Source organism: Sphingomonas sp. Leaf33 (genome assembly GCF_001421785.1).
Lineage (GTDB): Bacteria > Pseudomonadota > Alphaproteobacteria > Sphingomonadales > Sphingomonadaceae > Sphingomonas.
Genome location: NZ_LMLB01000009.1, coordinates 16,602 through 40,399 on the forward strand (window position 1 = coordinate 16,602; position 23,798 = coordinate 40,399).

Annotated in this window: 27 protein-coding genes; 7 read left to right on the top strand and 20 right to left on the bottom strand. The window is 66.5% G+C overall.

Annotated features, from left to right (window positions below; translation table 11 throughout):
• Positions 1-9: 9 nt before the first annotated feature.
• From ASE86_RS12090 to ASE86_RS12165, 16 genes are read right to left on the bottom strand one after another with little or no spacing between them, the layout of a single operon-like run.
• The gene (locus tag ASE86_RS12090; RefSeq protein WP_056427232.1) at positions 10-1,191 is read right to left on the bottom strand and encodes a flagellar hook-basal body complex protein; all 1,182 of its coding nucleotides are present in this window, start codon (positions 1,189-1,191) and stop codon (positions 10-12) included.
• The gene (locus tag ASE86_RS12095; RefSeq protein ID WP_056427235.1) at positions 1,188-1,640 is read right to left on the bottom strand and encodes a flagellar hook assembly protein FlgD; all 453 of its coding nucleotides are present in this window, start codon (positions 1,638-1,640) and stop codon (positions 1,188-1,190) included. Before ASE86_RS12095 ends, ASE86_RS12090 begins: the two co-directional genes overlap by 4 nt.
• The gene (locus ASE86_RS16045) at positions 1,640-2,941 is read right to left on the bottom strand and encodes a hypothetical protein (protein WP_156347150.1); all 1,302 of its coding nucleotides are present in this window, start codon (positions 2,939-2,941) and stop codon (positions 1,640-1,642) included. Before ASE86_RS16045 ends, ASE86_RS12095 begins: the two co-directional genes overlap by 1 nt.
• Entirely contained in the window at positions 2,938-3,381 is a 444-nt protein-coding gene (locus ASE86_RS16050) for a hypothetical protein (protein ID WP_156347151.1), read from the bottom strand. The genes ASE86_RS16045 and ASE86_RS16050 overlap by 4 nt, the downstream gene beginning before the upstream one ends.
• Positions 3,374-4,684, bottom strand: coding sequence for a FliI/YscN family ATPase (locus ASE86_RS12110; RefSeq protein WP_056427244.1), 1,311 nt, complete (start codon positions 4,682-4,684; stop codon positions 3,374-3,376). Before ASE86_RS12110 ends, ASE86_RS16050 begins: the two co-directional genes overlap by 8 nt.
• Positions 4,681-5,373 carry a hypothetical protein gene (locus ASE86_RS12115; protein WP_056427245.1) on the bottom strand — a complete coding sequence of 231 codons (693 nt, stop codon included), beginning with the start codon at positions 5,371-5,373 and terminating at the stop codon, positions 4,681-4,683. Before ASE86_RS12115 ends, ASE86_RS12110 begins: the two co-directional genes overlap by 4 nt.
• Positions 5,374-5,376: 3 nt before the next feature.
• Positions 5,377-5,709 (bottom strand): hypothetical protein, encoded by a 333-nt coding sequence (locus ASE86_RS12120; protein WP_156347152.1) that lies wholly within the window; start codon positions 5,707-5,709, stop codon positions 5,377-5,379.
• Entirely contained in the window at positions 5,696-6,949 is a 1,254-nt protein-coding gene (gene fliF, locus ASE86_RS12125; RefSeq protein ID WP_056427251.1) for a flagellar basal-body MS-ring/collar protein FliF, read from the bottom strand. The genes ASE86_RS12120 and fliF overlap by 14 nt, the downstream gene beginning before the upstream one ends.
• Positions 6,950-6,959: 10 nt before the next feature.
• The gene (locus tag ASE86_RS12130; protein WP_056427255.1) at positions 6,960-7,280 is read right to left on the bottom strand and encodes a flagellar hook-basal body complex protein FliE; all 321 of its coding nucleotides are present in this window, start codon (positions 7,278-7,280) and stop codon (positions 6,960-6,962) included.
• On the bottom strand, positions 7,277-7,714 hold the full coding sequence (gene flgC, locus ASE86_RS12135; RefSeq protein ID WP_056427258.1) for a flagellar basal body rod protein FlgC: 438 nt from the start codon (positions 7,712-7,714) through the stop codon (positions 7,277-7,279). The genes ASE86_RS12130 and flgC overlap by 4 nt, the downstream gene beginning before the upstream one ends.
• Position 7,715: 1 nt before the next feature.
• Positions 7,716-8,060, bottom strand: a complete 345-nt coding sequence (locus ASE86_RS12140; RefSeq protein WP_056427261.1) for a hypothetical protein — start codon at positions 8,058-8,060, stop codon at positions 7,716-7,718.
• A 10-nt stretch (positions 8,061-8,070) separates the two neighbouring features.
• Positions 8,071-9,195, bottom strand: coding sequence for a flagellar basal body P-ring protein FlgI (gene flgI / locus ASE86_RS12145; RefSeq protein ID WP_082441891.1), 1,125 nt, complete (start codon positions 9,193-9,195; stop codon positions 8,071-8,073).
• Entirely contained in the window at positions 9,195-9,749 is a 555-nt protein-coding gene (locus ASE86_RS12150) for a flagellar basal body L-ring protein FlgH (protein WP_056427263.1), read from the bottom strand. Before ASE86_RS12150 ends, flgI begins: the two co-directional genes overlap by 1 nt.
• Positions 9,746-10,369 carry a hypothetical protein gene (locus tag ASE86_RS12155; protein ID WP_156347154.1) on the bottom strand — a complete coding sequence of 208 codons (624 nt, stop codon included), beginning with the start codon at positions 10,367-10,369 and terminating at the stop codon, positions 9,746-9,748. The genes ASE86_RS12150 and ASE86_RS12155 overlap by 4 nt, the downstream gene beginning before the upstream one ends.
• Positions 10,370-10,414: 45 nt before the next feature.
• Entirely contained in the window at positions 10,415-11,188 is a 774-nt protein-coding gene (locus ASE86_RS12160; RefSeq protein ID WP_056427270.1) for a flagellar hook-basal body protein, read from the bottom strand.
• Positions 11,185-11,904, bottom strand: coding sequence for a flagellar hook-basal body protein (locus tag ASE86_RS12165; RefSeq protein WP_082441892.1), 720 nt, complete (start codon positions 11,902-11,904; stop codon positions 11,185-11,187). Before ASE86_RS12165 ends, ASE86_RS12160 begins: the two co-directional genes overlap by 4 nt.
• Positions 11,905-12,450: 546 nt before the next feature.
• Between ASE86_RS12165 and ASE86_RS12170 the strand changes: the two genes are divergently transcribed.
• Complete coding sequence (locus ASE86_RS12170; protein WP_056427274.1) at positions 12,451-13,662, top strand: IS256 family transposase; 1,212 nt, start codon at positions 12,451-12,453, stop codon at positions 13,660-13,662.
• A 393-nt stretch (positions 13,663-14,055) separates the two neighbouring features.
• Here ASE86_RS12170 and ASE86_RS12180 read toward each other — a convergent pair whose 3' ends face one another.
• The 3 genes from ASE86_RS12180 to ASE86_RS12185 form a co-directional block, all read right to left on the bottom strand.
• Complete coding sequence (locus ASE86_RS12180) at positions 14,056-14,415, bottom strand: hypothetical protein (RefSeq protein WP_056427280.1); 360 nt, start codon at positions 14,413-14,415, stop codon at positions 14,056-14,058.
• Between the two features lie 127 nt (positions 14,416-14,542).
• Positions 14,543-14,791: a hypothetical protein gene (locus tag ASE86_RS16055; RefSeq protein WP_156347155.1), complete on the bottom strand. Its 249-nt coding sequence runs from the start codon at positions 14,789-14,791 to the stop codon at positions 14,543-14,545.
• Positions 14,792-14,895: 104 nt separating this feature from the next.
• The gene (locus ASE86_RS12185; protein WP_056427281.1) at positions 14,896-16,020 is read right to left on the bottom strand and encodes a hypothetical protein; all 1,125 of its coding nucleotides are present in this window, start codon (positions 16,018-16,020) and stop codon (positions 14,896-14,898) included.
• A gap of 214 nt (positions 16,021-16,234) precedes the next feature.
• Between ASE86_RS12185 and ASE86_RS12190 the strand changes: the two genes are divergently transcribed.
• Complete coding sequence (locus ASE86_RS12190; RefSeq protein WP_056427285.1) at positions 16,235-17,200, top strand: heme-binding protein; 966 nt, start codon at positions 16,235-16,237, stop codon at positions 17,198-17,200.
• Between the two features lie 78 nt (positions 17,201-17,278).
• Here ASE86_RS12190 and ASE86_RS12195 read toward each other — a convergent pair whose 3' ends face one another.
• Complete coding sequence (locus tag ASE86_RS12195) at positions 17,279-18,997, bottom strand: hypothetical protein (RefSeq protein ID WP_056427287.1); 1,719 nt, start codon at positions 18,995-18,997, stop codon at positions 17,279-17,281.
• 252 nt (positions 18,998-19,249) lie between these two features.
• On the opposite strand from ASE86_RS12195, the gene ASE86_RS12200 reads away from it, so the two are divergent.
• From ASE86_RS12200 to ASE86_RS16060, 5 genes are all read left to right on the top strand, one after another.
• Positions 19,250-19,672, top strand: a complete 423-nt coding sequence (locus ASE86_RS12200; protein WP_056427289.1) for a hypothetical protein — start codon at positions 19,250-19,252, stop codon at positions 19,670-19,672.
• Positions 19,669-21,513 carry an FAD-dependent oxidoreductase gene (locus ASE86_RS12205; RefSeq protein WP_200911541.1) on the top strand — a complete coding sequence of 615 codons (1,845 nt, stop codon included), beginning with the start codon at positions 19,669-19,671 and terminating at the stop codon, positions 21,511-21,513. The genes ASE86_RS12200 and ASE86_RS12205 overlap by 4 nt, the downstream gene beginning before the upstream one ends.
• A 10-nt stretch (positions 21,514-21,523) precedes the next feature.
• The gene (locus ASE86_RS12210) at positions 21,524-22,678 is read left to right on the top strand and encodes a ferritin-like domain-containing protein (protein WP_056427290.1); all 1,155 of its coding nucleotides are present in this window, start codon (positions 21,524-21,526) and stop codon (positions 22,676-22,678) included.
• A gap of 248 nt (positions 22,679-22,926) precedes the next feature.
• On the top strand, positions 22,927-23,280 hold the full coding sequence (locus ASE86_RS12215; RefSeq protein WP_156347156.1) for a zinc ribbon domain-containing protein: 354 nt from the start codon (positions 22,927-22,929) through the stop codon (positions 23,278-23,280).
• On the top strand, positions 23,277-23,780 hold the full coding sequence (locus ASE86_RS16060; protein WP_156347157.1) for a hypothetical protein: 504 nt from the start codon (positions 23,277-23,279) through the stop codon (positions 23,778-23,780). Before ASE86_RS12215 ends, ASE86_RS16060 begins: the two co-directional genes overlap by 4 nt.
• Positions 23,781-23,798: the final 18 nt, after the last annotated feature.

Genomic DNA, 23,798 nt, shown 5'->3' on the forward strand with positions numbered 1-23,798 from the left:
TGTCGACGGTCACCCCTGGCCCCGGATGCCGAACAGCTGCTGGATCATGTCGTTGGACACGCTGACGATCTGCGACGAGGCCTGGAAGCCGCGTTGGATCAGGATCAGGTCGCCGAACTGCTGCGACAAGTCGACGTTGGACGCCTCGAGCCGCTTCGAGCGGACCTGCCCGACGCGCGAATCCGCGCTCGCCAGCAGCAGATGCTGACCGGGCCGGACCTCGGCGAACACCCCGTCGCGCTGCTCGAGCGCGGTGGGATCGCGAAAGTCGGCGAGCGCAATCGCGCCCATGTCCACCTTTTCACCGTTCGAATAGGATAACTGCAGCCGCCCGGCCGCATCGGCCGCGATCCCGGTCGCGGTACCTGCGGCGTATCCATCGACCTTGGCCGCGCGTAGCGTCGACACCTCACCGCCTGAAAAGGAGGTGACACCCGCCGAGAAATCTAACGCCACCGTCAGGCCCGTCGCCGTGTCCGTGAAGTCGAGTTTGGCGGTTGCAGGATCGACCGTGCCACCGATGAACTTCAGCGTCTGCGTGCCAATCGCCACCCCCTTGGCGTCGGTGACTGCGATCGACCACGCGTTTGTGCCGGCCGCAGTGTCCTTGGTGAACTTGGCGGTCCAGGTCTGCCCGGCTCCGCTCGCATCGAAGACCCTGATGTCGCCGACCGTAAACGCGGTCGCACTCGACGAAAGGTTGTCGGTGAAGGTGACCGCGGTCGTTGCCTTTGGGGCGCTGGTCCGGCGCGTATCGATCGACAGACTGACCGCGCGGCCGTCGGCGTCGAGCGTCGCGAGGCGGTAATTCGTTCCCGACATGACGATGAAGCCGGCCTGATCGACCTCGAAGCTGCCGGTGCGCGCGTAGAACGTCCGATCGCCGTCGAGGAGGACGAGAAAGCCGTTGCCGTCGACCGACAGGTCGAGGTCGCGGTCGGTCGTCCGCAGCTCGCCCTGCCTGAGGTTGAGCTTGCCGTCGGAAACCTCGACGCCATGGCCACCGCTTCCCCCCTGGCCCGTCATCGCGAGCCCGCCGCGATTGGACGCTCCATAAAGGTTCTGGAAGGTAACGTTGGAGCCCTTGAACCCGGTGGTATTGAGGTTGGAGACGTTGTTGCTGACTTGCTGGAGCCCCTTGGAGTAGGCGTTGAGGCCCGACAGGCCGATATAGATCGCACCGAACATCATTTCTTCTCCCTGACCTGCGCGATGCTGCCGATCGCAATACCGCTTACCGTTCGCTTGTAGTCCGTCTCGATCGTCAGCGTCGGCGTGCCGTTCGACAACGCGATCGCCGTGACCGTGCCCGAAAGTGTCGCCGCCCCTGCGGGGATGTCGACGCGTTTGCCGAGCAGCCCCGTCGCCTGATTTGTCGCCTGCACACTGACCAGCGCCTGAAGGCGGTCGTTGCTGGCCTGCCCTTGCTGGACCTGACTGAACTGGGCGAGCTGCGAGACGAACTCGAAATTGTCCATCGGCTTCAGCGGATCCTGATAGGTCAGCTGGGTCAAGATGATCTTGAGCAGCGCATCGAAACCAAGACCGAAGGCACTCGCCGCCGCCTGGCCCGTAGAGGCATCGGCGGCAGGCGGTTGCACCTGCGTCGACGTGATCGGCGAAGCGGGGGTGGCCTGCATCAGCGATGCTCCTGGCGAGCGGCGCGGGCGGCCGCGATGACTGAAATATGCGCGGGCGGATAGCCGTGCGCGGAGAGAAGGGCGGCGATCTCGTCGGCGAGCGTGGCGCGCTCACGCTCGTCGAGACCGGCAACCTGAGCCACGACTTCCATGCTCCGCGCGGCGGCATGGACCGCGACGGTGACCGATGCCGCCGGCGGCGTTGGCCGATGCAGTAAAAGCCGCTCAACAGATGATTTCCCGTATGGCTCGCCGGTCGTCGTCCGAATGGAAATGGGCCGCACCTCGCCAGGCGGCGCAGCACCACGGGGGTTTGGAACAGTCGCCATCGCTTCGCTGCTCTTCGGCGCGCTCGCAATGACTACCGATGCAGCAGAAAACGATTGGCCTGTGGCAGCGGGTGGAAACACTCCCCCTACCGGACCGGCTCCGATCGAGATCGGGATCGGGATCGTGGCGGCGCCCGTGTTTATCATCGCCGCTTCCGAAACCGCGGGCGAAGAGGGGCGCAGTGACGGAGCGTCGGCCTCCGGTCGACCGAAAAAGCCATCCTGATTAAAGATCCGCGCCTGCGTGGTGGGCACGCCCGCTACACCATCCCGCTTGCTAACGTCCATCGACGGAGCGGTCGGCCCGCGCTGCGCCACGACCTCAATGCCCCGTGCGGAGGCATGGACCTCCACAACGACTGCAGCCGCCGGCGGCGGCGTCGTTGACCGATGCAGTAGCCGCTGCGCCGCGGATGATTCCCCGTCAGGCTCGCTGGTTGTCGTTTGGACGGAAATGGGCCGCACCTCATCAAGTGAAGCAGCACCGCGAGGGTCAGGAATGGCCGCCGTCGCTTCGTCGCTCTTCGGTTCGCTAGCGATGACAACCGACGTGGTTGAAAGCGATTGGCCGGCGGGCGCGGATGGAAACATCCGTGCCACCGGCCCGGGTGCGAGCGGGATCGTGTCGGTGTCAGAAAGGATGATCGCGACTTCCGAAATCCAAGGCCAGTCGGAGTCCGTTGGCGGAACGTCGGCCGCCGGTCGATCGAACACGCTGACCTGATCGAGCACTCGAACCGGCGTAGTGGGCACGCCCATCACGCGATCCCGCTTGCTCACGTCCGTCAACGTAACGGTCAGTACGCGAGAAGGCACCTCCAAACGGGCGGATGCCGCCCTATCCGACGTCGTATCCTTGCTCACCATAACGTCGGCAAAGCGGATCGGCACATCAACCCCGACGTCACGCGCGCCGAGCGAACGCGCGGGGTCGTCGCGGGCGACGCCCTGATCGATCAGTGGCGGCGTCATCGAACGGCCCGCCGGAACGTCTCGCGATCAGCGAAGCTTGCAAGCAGCCGCTCGTCGGCATGCCGCCGCATCCGCCGCAGCGCGATCGCCGCTTCGGCCTCCAGCGCAGCGTTGCGCGCATCCTCCCGTCGCCAGCCATCGGCGGATCGATCGCGCCCCGCCTCGGCGGTCGTCTGCCCCGCAATCGCATGCTCTACCGCCGCCGCACACCCAAGCACGTCCTGAGCGAGCAGATTGCTGAGCACCGGGTCGAAGCTCTCCGCCATCTGACGATGCCACTCGGCTTCCGCTGCCAACAGTGCATCGGTCGCGGCACGGGTCGCCTCGGTTGCCGTTGCGGCCGCTCGTAGTGCGGCGGCGTGAAGCGCCTCCGCCCGCCTGACCCTCGCGGCTTGTGCCGCGCGGCAATCCGCCAGCATCTGTTGCGTGACGTCAGCCATGCCGCGTGCTCCGCCCCAGGGCCCCGAGCCGCCGGACCGTCTCGGCGAGCGGCGTGCGCTCGTCCTGACCCTGGCGCAGGAACGCGATCAGCGCTTCACGCCCCGCCACGGCCGCGTCGATCTCCACGCTGGTCCCTGCCTGATAGATGCCGCTCTGGATCATCACCCGCGCCTCGTCATAGGTCGCGAGCTGCGCCGCCGCGGCACGCGCAGCGTCGGCATGGTCGCGCGCGATCAGGCGCGACGCCTGGCGACTGATGCTGCGGGTCGCATCGATCGCCGGAAAATGGCCACGGTCGGCGAGGCTACGCGACAGGACGATGTGACCGTCCAGCAGCGACTTCATCGTCTCGACGATCGGATCGTCGACCTCGTCGGTCTCGCTCAGCACCGTCATCACCGCGGTGATCGCGCCGCCGGATCGCACGGCGCCGCAGCGTTCGACGATTCTAGGCAGTGCGGCGAAGACGTTCGGGGTGTAGGCGCGCACCGTCGGCGGTTCGCCCGCGGCCAGCCCGATCTCGCGTAGCGCCATCGCCAGGCGCGTTACCGAATCGATGATGAGCAGCACATGCTCGCCGCGATCCCGCCAATATTCGGCAAGGCACAATGCGGTCGAAACGCAGCGGGCGCGCATCGCTGCACTCTCGTCGGACGTGGCGGCCACCAGCGTGCAGCGATCGGCATCGGCGCGCTGCGACAGCGCGCGCCAGAACCCCTCGACCTCGCGTCCGCGCTCGCCGACGAGGCACAGAACGCGGCGGGTGGCGCCGACCTGTGCCACGAGCTGTTCGACCAAGCTCGTCTTGCCGACCCCGCTCGCCGCGAACACGCCAATCCGCTGCCCCTTGCCGAGTGTCATCAGCGCATCGATCGCGCGCACCCCCGTCTCCAGGATCGTGTCGGGCGCGACCCTGTCGAGCATTCCCGGCGTGATCCCGCGCGACGGCACGTGCGCATCGGCCCGGATCGAGGGCCCGCCGTCGAGCGGCCGGCCAAGCGCGTCAATCGCACGACCGCCGAAACCGTCTCCGACACCGACGGCGCCGCCGCCCGGGGCCGGCTCGACCCGCGCACCGATCGCCACCGGCGCACCATCCTCGACCGGCACCAGCACCAGACCCTGTTCATCGACCGCCGCCACTTCCGCCAGCCGTCCGGCGGCACCGATGCGGCAGAGGTCGCCGACCGTGGCAGCGGGACCGCTCGCCTCAAGCCGCCCGGGCATCACTCGACGCACCTCGCCATACGGGATCGCGAGATCGACCTCGGCGACCATCGTCAGGAACGAGTGCGCGGTCATGCGGTGGCCATGTCGTCAAGCAGACGGGCGAGAACATCCCATTGCGCCGGCACATCGAGGTCCACCTGCCCCAGCCGGGCAGCGACGCGGCAGGCCCCGGCAGGCAGGTCGCGGTCAATCGCCACGGTCGCACGTGCGCCTGCGGTACGCACCGCTTCGTCGAGCGCGACCGTGTCCGCGAAATCGGTACCACTGACCCGGACCGACAGTACCGTATCGTCCCTGAGCGTCGCGACGTGCCTGGCGAGCGCGTCGGTGACCATCGCCGCCATCGCGTCGGGGCGGGCGAAGATACGGTCGAGACAGGCGCGGGCGAGAGCTGCGGCCAAGCTGTCGATCAAGGCGAAGCGCTCTTCAAATCGCGCGGCTTCCTCAGCGACCCCACGGGCGATCGCCGCGACGCGGTCGGCTTCCCGCGTCTTCACCACCGCCAGCCCCTCGCGCCGCCCCTCGGCATAAGCCGCATCCCGCGCGGCGACCACGGCAGCCGCCAGAGCTTCGCCCGTCTGCGTCTCGGCGAGCGCAAGCGCGGCGCGAGCTGCGTTGAGATCGGCGGCAAGCGTGTCACGTTCCGCCACGAGCGCCGCGATCGCCTCGTCGCGCGGATCGATGCGCACCGCCATCAAGGGCGGCGGACACGCGAGGCTGCGCACCGGGCCGGTTTCCCCTGCCTGCTTGATCACAGCCATGGCTCAGCGCCGCCGCAACAGGTCGCCGAGGCGACCGAACAATGACGGGCCCGTACCGGCGACGGGCGTGGCCACCATCGCCTCGTTCCCGACTAGACGCGACAGAACCTCCCGCGTCGCGGCGGTCATGCCCGGATGGGTCGCGGCGGCACCGATGCGTTCGGCGATGTCGGCCGCGAAGCTGGGTTGCACCACCAACGGCGGACGCAGCAACGCCGCCTCGACCCGCCGCCGCTCGGTCGACGACAGCCGCGCGAGCACGCCACGGCGATCACCGGGCGGCAGCTCACGCAGCCGCTCGATGAGGAGGTCGAATGGATCCTCAGCGAGCAGCATGACCGGTTCCATCGGTCACCGCGAGCTGTCGACGCAGCGTCTGCGCGAACGCCTCGCGCTCGTCATGCGAAAGACGGTCGGCAGCCCGCGGGCGAAACCGCGCGATCAGCACCAGCGCGACGATCGTCGCGGCGACGCCCCAAAGCCACCACGGCCCCCAGGCATCGCTCTCGACCGCGATCGGAGCCTCGGGCGCGACAAAACGGCGCGCGGGAGCCGTCACTGCTACGGTCGACGGCGATGTCCTGGCAACGAGAGGACCGGCTTCGAAAAGGAGCAGATCGCCCGCGGCGTCATCAAGACCCACCGCCGGGCGGATCACGGCGGCGAGCGCGTCCTGCGTCGACGCGTCGAGTGGGCTCGGCGTCACCAATATCATCCGCAGGCGGAAATTGCGGGCGTCCCCCGTCTCGCCGGGTGTCCAGCGCGCGGGGTCGACCACGCCATCGGCCTGCGGCAAGGCCAGGACGCGGAGCTGGTGACGCAAGCCCGGCCGGGCCGTCTCCACCGCAGCACGCGCACGGGCCCGGTAATATTGCTCGACCGCCGCGCGGGCCTCGTCCTCCACCGATCGGTCAGCAGCGGCGGTCGACGACGGATCGGGCACGCCGGCCTGGCTTACCACCCGGCCCTCTGCGTCGAGGACGACCACCCGCTCCGCGGGCAAATCGGGTACCGCCGCGGCGACGAGGCGGTGGATTCCAGCCACCATCGCGCCATCTGGCACAGTCGCGCCCCGCATCTGTACGGTGACAGCCGCGCTCGGCTCGGTACGGTCGTCGCGGAACAGCGTGCGCTCGGGCAACGCTAGGTGGACGCGGGCGGTCTCGACCCCGTCCATGAGCGTGATCGTCCGGACCAGTTCACCCTGAAGCGCACGCTGGTAGTTGATCTTCTGCGCGAAGTTGGTGAGCCCCATGTCCGATTTGTTGAACAGCTCAAACCCGATCTGCCCGGCGGTCGCCGCGTCCGAGCGGACCAGCGCCAGCCGCGTTGCGTCGGCCTCCGCGGAGGGGACGAGCACTGTCGTGCCGCCGTCCTTGAGCTCATACGCGGTGCCACGCTTGTCGAGCTCGGCAACGATCGCCGCTGCCTCGCCCGGGCGGACATGGTCGGCGAGCACGGTGAAGCCGCCTGAGAGGAACAGGTAATAGGCACCCGCGAGGAGAGCGACGACGGCAGCAAACACGCCGCCGATGAGCAGCCACTGACGACGGCGTGAGGAATCGAGTGCGATCACCGACGTAGCCTCAGAGCTGCATATTCATGAGTTCGCGATACCCCTCGACCAGACGGCCGCGGACCTGCATCGCCAGCTCGAGCGACAGCCGTGCCTCCTCCAGCGCCATGGTCACATGGTGGACGGGGACATTCTCATCGACCGCGAAACGGCGGACGAGTGCATCGGCATTTTCGAGCTTCGCGTTCACCGCGCCGAGTCCGTTCATCAGCATCGCACCGAAGCCGCCTGCGGCCTGCTCGACGGCTGGCGGCGAGGTGACCGGGCCGATCTGCATCGCAAGCGGCGCGGCGCCGACATTCGCCAGGGGCGGGATGGCTTCGATCGTCACTGCTGCTTCCCCAGGTCGAGCGCGCGGGCATACATCTGCTGGGCGATGCCCATCGCGGTCAGGTTGGCCTCGTAGGCGCGGGCGGTGCGGATCATCAGCGCCATCTCGCCGGCTTGATCGATGTCGGGATAGGTCACGAACCCCTGCGCGTCGGCATGCGGATGACCGGGTTCGTGCACGCGGCGTACCCCGTTCGCGACCGGCTCCAGCCCGAGTACCGACACCCCCGCGGCCGCCTGCGCGCGCGCGTCGCTGCGAACCATGGTGCGGAAATCGCGCGAAGGCCCGGCCGGGCCGGACAAGAGCCGCATCGCGCGGTACGGTTCCCCGTTCGGCGCGCGGCTGGTGTTCATGTTGGCGATGTTCTGGGCGATGACCTGAAGCCGCTGCCACTCGACATCCAGGCCGGTGCGACTGATCTGTGCAGCCTGCATCTCAACGCCCCCCAGCGAGTGCGGCGCGCATCAGCCCCATCTCGCGTCCCAACACGTCGACCAGCGCCGCATAGCGCATCGATGTCGCCGACGCGGTCGCGAGTTCGAGGTCGACGCGCGTCTCGGTCCCATAGGCGGGGATCGCCGCTGCCGTCGTGTCGTGTCGCACGGCCGTAACCGCCGTAGCCCCCTGTTCCGCCGCAGCGCGCAGCTTTGCTTCGAAGTCGACACGGATGGGGCGATAATTCCGGGAGCTGGCGTTGGCGATGTTGGCGGCACTCGCCTCGGCCCGGGCGGTCAGCCCGTCGAGCGCCTTGGCGATGATGAGCGGGGTCAGCGCGTTCATGGGATCATCCTCACTTTACGACCAGATCGGCGTGGAGCGCGCCAGCGGTCTTGATGGCTTGCAGGATGCCGATCATCCGCTGGGTATCGACGCGCGCACGCGACAGACCCTGGACGAGATCGGCGATGGTGGTGCTCGGAAAGCGGAAGGCGCGGTCGCCGACACCTTGCGCGACGTCGAGCCGGGTGTTGGTCACGACCAGGCTGCGGACGCCGCCGCCCGACTGAACGACGTCACTTGCGAACCCCGAATAGAAATCCGGCTGCGAAGCGGCGACGTCCTGTACCACCGACACCTTGATGTCGCCCTGCGCTATGACCACGGGCGATATCGTCACGTCGCCGCCCGCGACGACCGTGCCGGTCCGCTCGTTGATGACTACCCGGCGTTGCGACGCCGGCTCGACCGTCACGCCTTCCAGCGCATCGAGGAACCCGGTCAGGCCGGTGGGCGGGCCCACATAGCGGACGCGTACCTCGTCGGCGTTACGGGCCCAGGCGATGCCCGGGCCGAAACGGCGCGTGATCCCCGCCGCAATCCGCTCGGCCGTGGCGAAACTGGGATCGGAGAGAAGGAACGACAGCTCGCCGTTCGCCTTCAGGATCGCGCTGTCGACCGCCGCCTCGATCGTCGCCCCGCCTTCGAGGATCGCCGAGGTCGGATAATTGCGCTGCTCGCGATTCAGCTGGCTGTCGAACCGGTGGCCGCCGACCAGCAGCGGTCCTTGCGCCAGCGCATACGGTTTGCCGTCCGGGCCCAACAGCGGAGTCATCACCAGCGTTCCGCCGGCGAGGCTGCGGGCATCGCCGATCGACGCGATCGTCGCATCAATCTTGTCGCCGACGTTGGCGGAGGCGGGCAGCGTGCCGGTCACCATCACCACCGCCACGTTGCGGCTGCTGATCTCCGCCTCGGCGACGCTGGTGCCGAGCCGGTTGAGGACGTTGCGCAGCGCCTGCCGCGTTACGACGCTACGCCGCGTATCACCCGACCCGGACAGACCGACGACGAGGCCGTATCCGACCAGCGCGTTCTCGCGCCAGCCGTCGAACCGGCCGAGCGCCTTTATCGGTACGTCCTGCGCGGCGGCCGGGACCGCCGCTATCAGCGCTGCGAGGACCAGGAGCACGCGCATCAACCGAGCCCCAGAAAGCTAAAGACACGGTTGATCAGCCCGGGCTTCGATCCGCGCGTCACGAACCCCCGGCCGCCATAATCGATTTCGGCATCGGCGATGCGCGACGACAGGATGCTGTTGTCGGGTCCGATATCCGCGACTCGCACGCGTCCGCGCACCCCGACCTCGGTGCGCTCGCCATTGATCGCCATCCGCTGGCGTCCGGAGATGACAAGGTCGCCATTTGGCAGCACCTGCGTGACCACCGCGCTCAGCCGCGTCACCAGCCGCTCGCTGCGCCGCGCCTCTCCCCGCCCTGCAAACCCCCCGCCGATCGTCGCGCGACCGCCCTCGTCGAACCCACCCGCATCGACCGAGGCGGCGACATCGGTTGCCTTGCGGGTGCTGTTCTGAGCGGAGTTGCTCGCATCGGTCGACTGGAACACGACGATGGTGATCGCATCCCCCAGCGCCTGCGCGCGCTGGTCGGTCACGAGCGCGCCCCAGCCGCCGCGGCGGAACAGATCGTCGGGGGCGACAGGCGTCAGAAGCGCCAGAGCGAGCGCGATCATCGTGCGTCCTCCACCAAAGCCAGCGGTGCGGCGACGACCTGCCCTTCTCCGTCGCGGACGAAAACGCGACGGCCCGAGCGGCCCGCCTGCATCGTCGTCACACTACGCTCGATCGTGACCGGCCCCGCGATTGAACGCAGGGTCAGCGCGGTCCCTGGCGCCACCCGCCCCGCAGTTGCCGGTACGAGCCGCCCTAACGCCGCACCCGCCACCACGGTGTCGCGCACGGTCGGCACGCCCCCGACGAATCCGATCGCCACGGATTCACCATTGCAGGCGGCGGGCGCGACGTCATCGATAGTGATCGTCTCGCCCACGGCCAGCGAGCGCGTGCTCGTCCAGCAATTCGCGGCCCCGCGGACGACCGCGCGGATCGTGATCCTTACCGGGGCGGTGCCTGTGGCGACGACACCGGCGCGGCGGATCAGTGCCGCCGCCACCGGCCCCGGCAACGTCACCTGTCGCTGCCCCGCCGGTAGCCGCAATACGACGCGTGCTGCGGTCGCAGCGTCCAGCCGTTCGCGATCGGCGTCGCGCACCAGGTCGGCTACCCGCACGTCGCGAGTGTCGACCGTCACCATCGGCACGAGCGTCAGCCCGGCCGCCAAAACCACTAGCATTTTCCCGATCCCCCCACGCCTCTCGGCGCGCTCCCGTCTTCGCGGCTAACGCCGCAGCGTGTTCGCAATCCCCATCATCTGGTCTGCGGCCTGGACGACCTGCGCATTGGCCGCATAGGCGCGCTGGACCAGCATCATCTTGACCATCTCGTCGGTCAGCTGGACGTTCGACCGCTCGACGGAACCCTGCACCAGCTGCCCGGCCCCATCCTCGCCCGGCTGCGCCTCATCGAGCCGCGCATCCTCGGCGAGACGATAGAGTCCGCCATCGAGCCGCTCGACGCCGGTGAGGTCAGCCACCCGCACCAGCCGGATCTGACCGATCTCGACCGGATCGGTGCCGTCCGCCCCCTGGACCCGAACGGTGCCATCGCCCGCGATCGTCAGCGTGGTCGCATCGTCGGGAACCGTGATCCCCGCCTTCAGCGCGAAGCCGCCCGCTCCCGCGAGCTGCCCGTCCTCGCCGACCTTCAACCGCCCGCCGCGCCACAGCAGCGTGCGCCCGTCCGCGCCCATCAGCTCGATGAAGCCGGTGCCCTCGATCGCGATGTCCATCGACGCCCCGGTCTTCTGGAGGTCGCCCTGATCGTTGAGCATGAACTGGACGTCGAGCGCGACTCCCGCGAGGGTCGGTGCAGCCGATTGCAGGTCGGCGGGAAGCAGCGTCACATCGGGACCGCTGGCGACGACATCGGCGAACCGTACCTCGGACCGCTTGAAGCCCGAAGTGTTGATGTTGGCAATGTTGTTCGCGATCGCATCCAGCGCGCGCTGCTGGGTGTTGAGGCCGACCGCCCCGACATAATAGGCACCGCTCATCGACCATTCCCCCCGAACGCGCTGACCGCCCGGCCCATCAATTCGTCGTAAAGCTGGATCAGTCGCGCACCGCTTTCGGCTTGACGGACAGCAATCATGCTCTGCGTCATCTCGTCGCCAAGGGTCACGTTAGAACCCTCGAGCATACCCTGCCGCACCAGCGCGCCTTCGGCCTCTCCCATCGCGCCCTCGGGCACCGAATAAAAGCTCTCACCGACCGCGGTCATCGCCGCCGGATCCGCGCCGGCCTCGATCGCAAGCCGCGCGACCGGTCTCCCGCCCTCCAACACCATACCGTCTTGACGCACCGTCATCGTCGCACCGTCGATCACGAGATCGCCGCCACCTGCCTGCTGGAGTACATAGCCCTGCGGGGTCACCAGCAGGCCATCGGCGTCGCGACGGAACTGCCCCTGACGCGTGTAGAGGACAGCATCACCCGAGCGGACGCGGAAATAGCCATCGCCACTGATCGCCAGGTCGAATGGGTTTCCGGTTTCCGCCAGCCGTGCCTGGGCGCGATCGTGGCGCACCGAAAGTGCGACGTCGCCGGCACCTGCGAACCGCCCTGACGAACCCGCCGCCACGGCTTCGGCAAAGCCGATCCTGCGCTTATAACCAGGCGTCGATATATTCGCGACGTTGTGCGCACTGACGTCCAGTCGCCGTTCCGCCATGCGCATGATCGCCGTCGCCGATTCCACAAGTCCAGTCATGATCCCCCCGAATCTGTCCCGATATGAGACTATCGTTAGGGGTCGGGTCAAGCCTCGGACAATCAAAGAATCAAATATTTTCTACTACGTCCACTAATAGGTAACGCCCATATTTGGATTATTCAGGCAAGGCATCAGGCGATGGGTTCGACAAGAACCATTCTGGCTCTTATATTCGATTTTTGCCTTGCATTCGTAGGATTTATGCCAGGTTAGCGTCTTGGTCCCAATGAAAAGCTAGAGTCAGCCGTGAAGCCGGCGAGACACGTGTGGACCTGCTTGAAGCTCTTGTCGTGAAAGCACTTTGGCCGTCGCCCGAATCGCGTCGTGATCGAAGCTCGTGATTGCTGTATTGCCGCACGAAAGGCATTCGTGACCTTGGCGCAGGTAGCGTCCGCGCTCGTGGTGTAATTTCTTGGTGTAGATGACGGTGTATGCCGGGGTGGGGCCGAGGCCCCACCCCGGCTTCGGCGTCTCGGTGGCCACCGGGCTCATCGGTTAAGGTGGAAGTGTCGAGCTTCACCAACATCCGAGGAGTTTTTCCCGATGACCGACGACAGACTACCGCTTGCCGAGTTGATGGCGAAGACCGGAGACGGCGATTTCCTGCGCAGCGTTGCCGAGAGCGTGCTGCAGATCATCATGGAGGCCGACGTCGACGGCCTCATCGGCGCCGGCCGCCACGAGCGGTCCGGCGAGCGTAGCACGTGGCGCAACGGCTACCGTGACCGCAGCCTGGATACCCGGCTGGGCACGCTCAACCTGAAGATCCCCAAGCTGCGCACCGGCGCCTACTTTCCCGGCTTCCTGGAGCCGAGGAAGACGGTCGAGAAGGTGCTGGTCAGCGTCATCCAGGAGGCCTGGATCGCCGGCGTCAGTACGCGGCGCGTCGACGATCTGGTCCAGGCGATGGGGATGAGCGGCATCTCGAAGTCGAGCGTGTCGAAACTGTGCAAGGACATCGACGAACGGGTGAACGCCTTCCTGAAGCGCCCGCTCGCCGGCGAGTGGCCGTACCTCTGGCTCGACGCCACCTACCTCAAGGTCCGCGAGGGCGGCCGCATCGTCAGCGTCGCCGCCATAATCGCTGTCGCCGTCACCACTGAGGGCAAGCGCAAGATCGTCGGCCTGCACATCGGCCCGAGCGAGGCCGAGCCGTTCTGGTCGACCTTCCTGCGCGATCTCGTCCGGCGCGGGCTCAAGGGCTTGAAGCTGGTCATTTCCGACGCGCACGAGGGGCTGAAGGCCGCCGTCACCCGCGTCGTCGTCGCCACTTGGCAGCGCTGCCGCGTCCACTTCATGCGCAACGCGCTGGCGCACGTCCCCAAGGGCCACAACACCATGGTCGCCGCCGCGATCCGGCAGGTCTTCCTCCAGCCGGACCATGCCGCCGCCACCCGAACCTGGCGCCATGTCGCCGACCAGCTCCGCGCCAGATGGCCGAAACTCGGCGCCTGCATGGACAACGCCGAGCACGACGTGCTCGCCTACATGACCTTTCCCGAGCAGCACCGGGTGAAGCTGCACAGCACCAACCCGCTCGAACGGCTCAACAAGGAGGTGAAGCGCCGGGCTGACGTGATGGGCATCTTCCCCAACGAGGACACCATCACCCGGCTCATTGGCGCCGTGCTCCTCGAGCAGAACGACGAGTACCAGCTCCAGAACCGCTACATGCAGATCGAGGGCATGGTCGCTCTCGCCACACCACAGATCGAGGAGGTGACGCCGCTACAGATTACACCCAAGGCCGCCTGAACGATGCAGCCCGGGGCCACACCCCAAATTACACCACGTTGACGGACACGACCTTGGCGCACCCATGGCGAATTTGTCCCATGCGGCTCGCTTCCATTCGAACGAAACGACCGCACGATCAAACCGTGAGATCAAACACCTAATCAGGAGGCCGGCTCGGCAACGTTGCCGGCGCAGTCCGTACCCGTCGCCAGTCCGCTGCGAAGGCAAGGTGCCTATCTGCCGGCGCATCATTGAACACCGGGTGCACGGCGGCGTAGCCGCAGATGTGGTGGGTCAGAATGGGCGTTATGACGTGCACGTGCGGTCCACGGTTCGATCGAATGTCCGATGGCATGTGCTGCACGATCAAGCTGCTGAGCACCTTGGGCTGCAAGCATAGCGCGACGTACATTAGGCGGCGTCCATCATCGCATGACGGGGCAGCGATGGCGGGAAGCGCAGCGTCTGCACCACAGCGAGCAGATCTTGCCTTGGCAGGATCGCAGCATCATGGCTCTCGAAGAACGCCCTGGCGCCGCTGACATCCGCAACCCCATCGGCCAGAAGCACTCGATGATAGGCCGCGGTGACCGCCCACTCCGATCCCACAGCTTTGATCTCTGCTGCCGAGGGCTTCCGCGGCTGCAGCTTCGCGCAAGCAAGGTCGACGGCTCGGTGAGTGCCGCCCTTGCCGTAGCCCGACCAAAGCAGCGCGAAGCCGCAGTCAGCATCTGGCCCGATCCGCGCCGGATCGTCGAACACCATGTCCATCGCCTGCGGTGGTCGGGCACGAGCCACATGCCGCCGTCAGGACCGCGCCAAGGGCAGATGCGGTCCGTACCTGCGGGCGCCGAGCATCGACCATTGACAGAGCAGCACGGATACGTGCCGCACACCGTCAGCGGCGTGCGTCGCAGCAGCATATCGTTTCAACATCTGCGGTGATGTAGCAGCCGCCCGGCAGGCTCCAACCCAACGGCGATGCCCTGATGCGATTGATCTCGCCAGATGCGCACGCCGCGCGCTGCTGCGATCGCCGCCTTTCCCGCCGCATCGTGCTCCTCCAGCCGCGAGAGCATTCGCCGATACGGCCGCCCGACCCATTCTGGCGCGACGAGCTCGTCTCGCAGGCGAACAGCAGGATCATTGGCAGGCCGATCGACGAAGCAGCAGGGGGCCTCCCGCCGGCCAGACGATAGCGGTCGTCTTGGCGAAACCTCGCGGGTCGTCACAGTCTTTGCCCACCGTCGGTCATTTAAGCGGAGGCGAACCGCTGCGGTCGATCCGCCCGACCTTGTCGAGCCCCAGCTCGCTGAACCAGACACTGCCGGCCGGCCCCATCGTGATCCGGTGCATCACCGTACGTTGGGATGGCGCCTTGAACCAGGTAATGCCGACACCGGTCAGGTCGCCGGCAGGCGCTTCGAGGATCGCCTTGTCGAACCGCACGACATAGTCGTCGACGGTCGGGCCGGCAGCAGGTGGGCTGACATATTGCTGTACCCACAGATTGCCGTCGGCATCGAAGGTGTGTCCGGCCAGGATGGCGTCGCGGTGGGGCAGCGGCACCGGATATTCGGTCAGCTGCGTCGGATCGGCCAAGTCGATACGACCAAGCCGGCCGCCGGCTTCCTGGGTGAACCACATCGCCCGGCCGAGCGGGTCGGGCTTGATAGTGATCGGGCGGCTGTTGGCGGTGGGGATCTCGATTTCGGTTACGGTCCCATCTGACGCGACCCGGGCGATGCGCGACGCGCCGAGTTCGGTGCACCAGATCGCGCCATCCGGGCCGGGTGCGACATAGATCGGCACCGCCCCGATCGACGGCAGCACGAAATGTTCGACCCGCCCTCCCCGATCGACCCGTCCGATGGTGTTGCTCAGCTTGCCGGTAAACCACAGCGCCCCGTCCGCGCCGAGCGTCAGTCCGTGGGGATGCGGGTTCATCGGCCCGCGCAGCCGGTCGGACGCAATGGTGACGTCGATCGTCTCCACGATCCGGCCGTCATCGGTGTCGATTCGCGCGAGGGCGCCTGCGGATTCGAACGTCACCCACAGCCGCCCTTCCGCATCGAAGACGGACCCATGCGGCCCGCTACCCGTCGGCATCGGATAATAAAGTGCGCTGCCGTCGAGCGCGATGCGGGCGAGATGATCGTATTTCTGCCCCGAGACCCAGAACGCGGTACCGCCAGGATCGAGCACTAGTTCATGCGTTGATCCACCGCCGGGCGCACAGCAGGAAAACGCATCCGTCGCCATCCCCGGCATTACCGCGTCGGTCATCGCCATTCCGGGCATCGCCGCGCTGGTCATCGGCCAGTTTAGCTGAAACTCGATGATCCGTCCCGTCCCCACCGCCTGCACGTCGTCCATCCCGCCCCCCTTCACGGTCGCAAAGCATCCTTGCGACCGTCATTTATATCGAACCGCCATAAAGGATGAATTGCCTGAAATCGATCAATCAAAGCAGACGCAGCGCTCCAGATCCAGCGATCCTTTCCGACATTGCATCAGCATTGAACGCAACGCCCCTTGCTCCGATGCTCGAACGTCATAGCCTGCTTTCACCAAGAGGGAGGAGTTATTCATGAGCATCGACGACGATTTTGTCTTTCGCCCGCTATCCAACGTCGCACCGGTCACGCCGACAGTGGAATTCGCTACCGCTGGCGTGCAAGAAACGCTGGCGCTGGCCGACGATCCGCTCGGCCCGCTGGCGCAACTGCGCGGTATCTGGAAGGGGACCGGGCTCAACACGATCTGGCGCCCGCTGTTCGATCCGAGCAATCCGGGCCAGAAGCATTTCCTCGAGCTCAACCTGACCGTAGAGCAGATCGACTTTACGGAAATTCAGGGCCAGATCCCCAATCGCGGGTTGCTGCAAGGCGATCTGTTCATGGCCGGCCTGCATTACATGCAGTTGGTCAGTGACAACCATAACAACGGCCTGCATCTCGAACCGGGCGTCTGGCTGACGGTACCGGCGACGACCGACCCGAGCGTGCCGGCATCGGTCGTCCGCATGGGGTCGATCCCGCACGGGACGACGATCCTGGCGCAGGGAGTCGCGTCGGGCGAAGCAGGCGGGCCTACCTTTGCGGTGGCGGACATCACGCCGTTCGTCATCGGCGACCCGTCGCAGAAGATACCGTTCCCCGAAACCGACCTGTCGATCCCGACGCCGTTCCGGTCCGATCCGACGCTGATCGCCGGGATCACGCAAGCGATGGTGGATGATCCCAACACGGTGCTGAGCGGTGCGCTGACGGATCAGGACGTCGTCTCGACCACCAACTTGGTCATCACCACCGGCCCCGTCCCGATCATCGGCGGCGGCACCGCGAACACCGCATTCCTGCAGGGCGACGCCGCCGGCCCCAACGCCGATGCGGTCGCCATGGAGGCGATCTTCTGGATCGAGGAGGTCCGCGAAAGCGACGGATCGACCGTGCTCCAGCTGCAATATACCCAGACCGTGCTGCTCGATTTCGGCGGGCTCAGCTGGCCGCACGTTTCGGTCGCGACGCTGCGCCAGGTATCCGCCGGCAGCTGAGCCACGCGATCGGTCGTAAGACCGGATGCGTGAGGGGCCGGAGGATCAACCTCCGGTCCCTCTTTCCGTGTCAGCGCATCAATTCTCGTTGCGGATCGGCAGCTTGGAGGTGAAGACGCGCGGCGGCAGAGCGGCCGCACCCAGCATCTTCCTGCCCTTGTTCGCCGCCAGGACGCGACGGTCGGCAGCGACGTCGGCCTGCCATTCGTTCCACTGCACCAGCGCGCCCGTCATCTGCAGCGAGAAGTCGGTGGAGATCCAGTCCCCGCGACCGCTGGCATAGGATGGCATGTTCGGACCCAGCACGCATTTCCCGCCGACCTTCGTCTCGAACGGCGACGCGCATTTGGTTTCGGCGAAGAAGATACTGTCCATGTCGGCGAACGATACGCCGTTGACCTCCTTCGGAGCCGGCGTCGCGTTCAGGATCGCGCACTGCGGCGTGATCGTCGGCGAATAGAAGTTGGCCAGCAACGGCGGCGTGTTGTTGTTCTTGTCCGGCACCGACGCGGTCATGTGGCAGGACGTGCACGAACTCGCCACATTGTCTGCCGGGCCGTTGAGCCGCGAGTTGCAGCCGAGGTGGCCCGGCTGCTTCGACACGATCGCGCCCCCGGACTTGTTGATGCGGTCGACCACATCCCACTGGATCACGCCGCCCCGGAACCCGTTCGTCCGCGGCGCGGCGGGGAAGACGGACGCGAGTTGCCCCGTCGGCGGCGTATCGTTGCCCCAGATCAGCCCGAGCGGCGAGATGCGGTTCCACGGGTTACGCTCCCCGGCGCGCGCTTCGCCATCGGCGACGAAGGTGCCCAGCACCCACCCGTTCGGCGCACGCGCATCGCGCACCGCGACGTCGAACTGGAGCAAAGTCACCTTGCGCGGGGATCGCTGGCAGGCCGCACTTTGCGCCGGCATGGACGCACCGGCTGCCGGGGTACAAAAGGTCGGGTTGGACGCGGTCGATCCACCCATGCTGATGTTGGCGGTCCACTGCGGCAGATTGCGCAACATCGGCATGTTGTCGGCGCTGGCCGTCGTGAACAGCAGTTTGCCGACGACCGTCCCCTCCGCAAAGGCCAGGTTGTCGGTCGGCATCTTGACGGTGCCGTCATCACGCCACACCGACGCGAGCGTCGGGGCGGCATTGCCGTTGTAGAACGCCACCGCCCAGACCGTCGTGCCGAGCGGTGCAGATTGCAACGATACGCTGAGCGTCACCGGCGCCTCGCGGGTCAACCCGTGGATGAATTCGCGGCCCTGGATCGGGCTGTAGGTCTGGAACGGCATGTTGAACCATTGCCGCTTCGTGTTGGCGCACGCATTCCAGTCGGTGTCGACATCCCCGGAATCGATATTGCCTTCCTGGATGTAGCGCATCAGCGCCCAGGCATAATCGTTGGCGAGCGCAGCCTTGCCGGTGGGCGCGACGCTGCCGTCGAACAGCGCGTTGAAACGGCGGTCGCGCCACGTCATCGCGCGGGGATCGTCGGGGCGCCCGGCGGAGAAGCGATCCGCGATACGGAAGGCGGGATTGGTGTAGGCAGGGTTGGCCGGCGTCCAGTTCTGCGCCGCGGGCGTGTCGCTGATCGTCTGTCCGCGCCACATGCCGACGTTCTGGAAGGCCGGGTCCTGCCAATAGGACGGCCAGGTTCCGCTGCACGGGCTGACCGACGCTACCGCGGACGCCTTTGCGCCCGGCGCTGGAGCCGGCGTATCGCTCGCCGCCACGCCGCATCCCGACAGCGGCGGAACGGCGGCAAGAACGAGCATGGCGGCGCGTGCGGATCGGATCATGAGTTCGGTGCTCCCCTGTACCCCCGCCCCGACCAGGCCCCCGCCCGTCCGACCAAGGGTGTGCAAGGCCGCAGGATCACGCCCGGCGTGTCACGGCTGCAAGCAGAGACTGGTCCAAATCAAACGCATCTCCCCCGTCCGGCAGTGTCGCGTCCTTGACTGACGGGGCAATCTGGCGGGAGATTGACGGGTTGGCGACCCGCCAGGGCGGCGACACGGGCAGCGCAGACAGGCGCGGCAACAGGGGGACACGTGGACGAGTATCCCGACTATGAACGGTTCATGGCGCTATCCTGCGCTCTGACCGGCTTCTCCCGCTACGACCTGGATGCGACCGGTCTCGGCACCGATTATCATGCGCAGTTCCTCAGGAATATCGGTCCCGAGATACAGGCGAGGCTGCTGGGCGTGGTCGATGCGGGCGACGGCATCGACGATCGCATCGCACGCGACCTGATGACGGTGCCGGCGCTGCGGGACGCGGCGGGGCGAGTGGTTCTGCTGTGGTATGTGGGCAGCTGGTATCAGGTCGCACCGTTCGGCGCCGATGTCGTTTCCCCGCAAAGCTATGTCGGCGGTCTCATGTGGCAGGCCGCCGCCACGCATCCGATGGGCGCGACGCCCCAAGGCTATGGCGCCTGGGCCTTGCCACCGCCGGTGGAGCCACGCGCATGATGCAGGGTGCAGCCATCCCGCACGACGTCGCGATCGATGTGGGTGCCAACCACTATGACGTGGTCATCGTCGGCGCAGGAATCTCGGGTTCGATCGTCGCGCGGCAACTTGCCGAAAAAGGCCGCCGCGTGCTGGTGCTGGAGGGGGGCACCGGACAGGCGCTCAGCTACGAGGGCTATCTCGGCTATCTCGACAGCTTTTACACCGCCGGCGCCAAGGTGCCCAACGCGCCCTACCCGCTGAATCCAAATTCGCCCCAGACCGATGTCCTGGATGTCGAATGTAACGATCCCGTCGCCAACAGCCGCGGGTATATGGTGCAGACGGGGCCGAACCCGTACCGCAGCGACTATGTGCGCGCCGCGGGCGGCACCACGCTGCACTGGCTCGGCACCTGCCTGCGCATGTTGCCGGAGGATTTCGCGACCTCTTCGCGGTTCGGTGTCGGGCTCGACTGGCCGATCGACTATGCCGCGCTGAAACCGTTCTACGAACGCGCCGAACGCGAGATCGGCGTGTCGGCGGACGCCGCCGACCAGGCCGAGCTTGGCCGGCTGCTCGGCACCGGGGAGAACTGGATCGGGGCGGATTACGTCTATCCGATGCATCGCATCCCGCAGAGCTTCGTCGACCGATTCATGGCCGACGGCACCGACGGGCTGACGATCGCTTACGACGGCGCCGATTATCCGCTGGCGGTGACCATCACGCCGCAGGGCCGCAACGGCATGCCCAACGCCGCCTATCCCGGCGGCTACGTCCCGGTGGGCGCGGTCGGCGCACCGGACATCGGCCAGCGGTGCCAAGGCAATTCGTCGTGCGTGCCGATCTGTCCGGTGCAGGCCAAGTACAATGCGCTAAAGACGATGAATGCCGCGGTCGCCACCGGCAACGTCCACCTTGTCACCCAGGCGGTCGCGTCGGCGGTCACGCTCGGGCCGGACGGGCGGGTCACCGGGATCGAGTACAAGGCGTATGCCGCGCCGGGTTCGCCGGCCTATGACGTCTTCACCGCCACCGGAACCGTCTTCGTACTGGCCGGGCATGTGCTGGAAAACGTCAAGCTGCTGCTGGCCGCCGGCATCGGAGGTGATGCCACGGGGCGGTATCTGATGGACCACCCGACGATGCTGACGTGGGGCCTTGCCGAAAATCCGCTCGGCACCTTCCGCGGTCCCGGTTCGTCGTCCGGTTTCGAATCGGTGCGCGGCGGCGCGTTCCGGACGCGGCGAGCGCCGTTTCGGATCGAAATCGATAATTGGGGATGGAACTGGGCGACCGGTGCACCGGCAACGACGGTATCGTCGCTGGTCGGCGCCGGCCGCTGGGGCGCGGGCCTGCGCCACGACGTCTATGGTCAGGTGCAGCGCCAGGTCAGGCTTGGGTTCCTCATGGAAGTGCCTGCGCTGGCGAAGAACCGCATCACCATCGATCCCGCATTCCGCGACCGGATCGACAATTTCCGTCCGATCGTCAGCTACGAAGTCCCCGATTACACCCGGGCTGGCCTGGCCGAGGCCAAGCGGACGTCGGACCTGATCTACGGCCGGCTCAACATCACCGATCATACGCTCTACCAGCCGACCGACACCGGCTACGTCGAGTGGGAGGGCCAGGGATACGTCTATCAGGGCGCGGGGCATTATGTCGGCGGCCATGTGATGGGGCGATCGCGCACCGATTCGGTGGTGAATGCCGAACAGCGCGTGTGGGATCACGACAATCTGTGGCTGGTCGGCTGCGGCAATATGCCGAGCGAGGGCACGTCGAACCCGACGCTGACCATGGCGGCGCTGACGATCATGGCGGCGGACGCCATCGAGCGTGCGCTCGGCCGATAGGGAGGACACGATGACCGCAATGCCGATCGACGGCGGCACCGCGCCGCAACTGCCGCGCCATATCCCGGACATCGATGCACTACGGGAACATCTCCAGGCCGCGGTCGAACTGGAACACGCGACGATCCCCCCGTATCTGTGCGGCCTGTACACGATCCGCGACGGCCACAACCGCGCCGCGGCCGAGATCATTCGCACGGTCGCGGTGCAGGAAATGCTGCACATGGTGCTGGCCGCCAACGTCCTGAACGCGGTCGGCGGCGCGCCGTCGATCGACCGGCCCGATTTCGTCTACGCCTATCCCGCCGAGTTGCCCGTCGGTGCGCATGGGCCGATCACGGTCGCACTGCAAAAATTTTCGCCTGCAGCGATCGAGACCTTCCTGGCGATCGAGGCGCCGGCACCGGCCTTGCAGCTGAAAGCAGCGCCGGGGCTGGAAGCGATGGCCGAGCCGCCCCGCATCCCCCCCGGGCAATTGCGAGAGATGCTCCGCCGTGGCGAAGTCTATCCCTCGATCGGTGACTTCTACCAAGCGATCGAGCAGGGTCTGGTCGCGCTGGAATTGCTCGCGCAGGGCCGCTCGGACGGCACGATCTTCACCGGCGATCACGACCGGCAAGTGACGTCGGAATATTACTATAACAGCGGCGGCGCGGTCGTGACTGTCACCGATCTGGCGAGCGCGCTCGAGGCGTTGAAGATCATCGTCGAACAGGGTGAGGGGTTCGAACACGGCGTGGACGACGACGACCGCGGCATGTTCCGCCAGCCGAGCGAAGCGGCGCATTACTACCGCTTCAAGCAGATCGCGTATGGCCGCTACTACCAGAGCGACGACGATCCCGATCAGCCGCCGACCGGCGCGGACTTCCCGGTCGATCATTCCGCGGCTGCCGTGTTCGACATGATCGACAATCCATCGGTCGGCGCGTTTCCCGCGGGCCCGGTGCGCGATCAGGCGACCGCGTGCGCGCAGTCCTACACCCGCTTGCTGGCGTTGATCGACCGGGCAGTGAACGGCGAGCGCGATCAGCTGATCCCGGCAGTCGTCCAGATGTTTACGCTGAAGGCGGCGGCGGTGGCGTTGCTGAACAATCCGGCAAGCCCGGATGGTCCGGCGCGCGCGGGCCCGTGCTTCGACTACATGCCGATGGACTCGCACTGACCGACGACGGCGGCTGAGAACAGCAGGTCCGACGCTGTCGCAAATTGCCAAGAGTCTTAACGAGGACGGCATCCCCAGCCCGAGGGGTCAGTGGATTGCCTCGACTATCCGCGGCGTCCCGAAGAAGGCCGTCGGCATCCTTAACACCCGCTGTATGTCGGCAGGCTCGTCTGGAGTCGGCGGCAATAGCGCCGCAACCCGGACAGTGAGACACCGGAGCGTCGCTACCGTGTTCGGAACAAGTCTGAGTGAGTCGAAGTAGCCGTTCGGATCTGCGCATCGTCGACGATCAGCTTTGGGATGCGGTGCATATGGAAATTGAGCAGCGCCAGCGTCCCCAGGCCAAAGCCTCGCGTGGCCGACCGAACCGAAAGAAGCACCCTCTTTCTGAACTGATCCACTGCAGCGTATGTGGCTCGAACTACACCATCAGCGGCACGGACTATTATCGCTGCGCGGATCAGAAGGAGCGCGGTACCTGCGGCAACACCGTATCCGTTCGCAGGGAGCCACTGGAGCACGCGACGGTTGCTGTATTCCGGCACAGCCTTTTCTCGCCCGAGCACGCGCGTGCCTTTGCGGAAGAGTTCGCCTTGAAATGAGCCGCCTGTCGCGAGAGGCTGTCCGATATGACCGCAGCTTGACGGACCGATTATCGGTCGTGTCGTCCGAGATCGTCAACCTCGGCGCAGACCTCTTAGCCGGCGTCATCAGCGACGCGCTGGCGATGATGCTTGCGGACCGTGAAGTGGGACAAGGCGCACCTCGAGGCGCAAATTACGCTTCAGCCATGCGTCGAGCGGATCACCCTGCCCAGCCCGATGGAGCTGATCCAGCTGTTGTCGCTACTGGCATCTCGTCTGGCAAAGGCGTTGGACGCGGAGACTATCCTTGCAAAGCCGCTGAACTTCTGTCTCGGTTGATCGAGAGCGTGACGATCTATCCGGCTAAGGACGGCTCCGCGGAGGCGGAAGTGGTTGCGCAGGTTGCGGATCTGGCGGTGTGGGCCATAAACTACGACGCCGCCCCGAAGAGCGGCGTTGGTCGTTCTATGGCATTGGTTGCGGGGACAGGATTTGAACCTGTGACCTTCAGGTTATGAGCCTGACGAGCTACCGGG